This is a genomic window from Streptomyces sp. NPDC029956 (assembly GCF_055574655.1).
Window position 1 is genome coordinate 1 of record NZ_JBVHZJ010000140.1, and the last position, 1,085, is coordinate 1,085.

Annotated in this window: 1 protein-coding gene; it reads right to left on the reverse strand. The window is 66.9% G+C overall.

What is annotated here, in order from left to right:
• The coding region (locus tag ACZ4XX_RS40310; RefSeq protein WP_468512782.1) for an IS481 family transposase at nucleotides 1–979 on the reverse strand (979 nt) is incomplete at its 3' end.
• Between the last annotated feature and the right edge of the window lie 106 nt (nucleotides 980–1,085).

Below are 1,085 nucleotides of genomic sequence, written 5' to 3' on the forward strand. Positions count from 1 at the left end.
TGTATTGACCCGCAGCGTTGTTCACACGGCTGATGGGCGGGTGTCCGTTGAGTGCGGTGTGGCAGCGGTGGTGGTTGTAGGTGTGGAGGAAGTCTGCCAGGGCCGCTGTCCGCTCCTGGTTCGAGGTGTAGGGCCGCAGGTAGGCCCATTCGTCGAGGAGGGTGCGGTTGAAGCGTTCGACCTTGCCGTTGGTCTGCGGGCGGTAGGGGCGGATCTTCTTGTGGGCGATGCCGGCTGAGGTGAGGCTCTGGGTGAAGAGCTTGGACTTGTAGCAGGATCCGTTGTCGGTCAGGACGCGTTCGACGGTGATGCCGTGGCTCTGGAAGAACGCGTTCGCGCGTTGCCAGAAGACGATGGCGGTGTGCTGGCGTTCGTCGGGCAGGACTTCGCTGTAGGCCAGGCGGGAGTGGTCGTCGACCGCGGAGTGGATGTAGCTGTAGCCGATCACCGGCGTGCTGCTCTTGCGCTCGGTGGTGGTGGCCTGGCGGTTGCGGTCGCCGGCCGTCCTGCCGACGGTTCGCCATCCTCCGCCGTCAGGGATGTTGCCGAGTTTCTTGATGTCGACGTGGACCAGCTCGCCGGGCCGGTCGCGTTCGTAGCGTCGGATCGGCTCGCCGGTGGGCCGGTCGAGCCACGCCAGACGGTTCAGGCCGTGCCGGAGAAGGATGCGGTGCACGGTCGAGGCTGGAAGGCCAAGGATCGGGCCGATCCGTGCCGGGCCGAGCTTGCGGTCGGTCCGCAGGCGGCAGACACGGGTCTCGACAGCAACGGAGGTCCGGTGCGGAGTGGTGCGGGGGCGGCTGGAACGGTCGCGCAGGCCCGCGTCGCCCTCGATTCGCCAGCGGCGGACCCATTTGTGGGCCGTGGGGCGGGATATGCCCATCTCCGCGGCCACGTGCGCGACGGGACGGCCCGCCAGGACCCGTTCGACCAGGATCCGCCTGCCGTGAACGGTCAGCCGGGCATTACGGTGGGACACGAAGACCTCCGTGCGGTGTAGTCCTAGACACCTCCACCACACCGGAGGTCTTCGCCATGATCAAGACCTGGCCGGCGTTAACAACGCTCGTGATCAATACACCTAG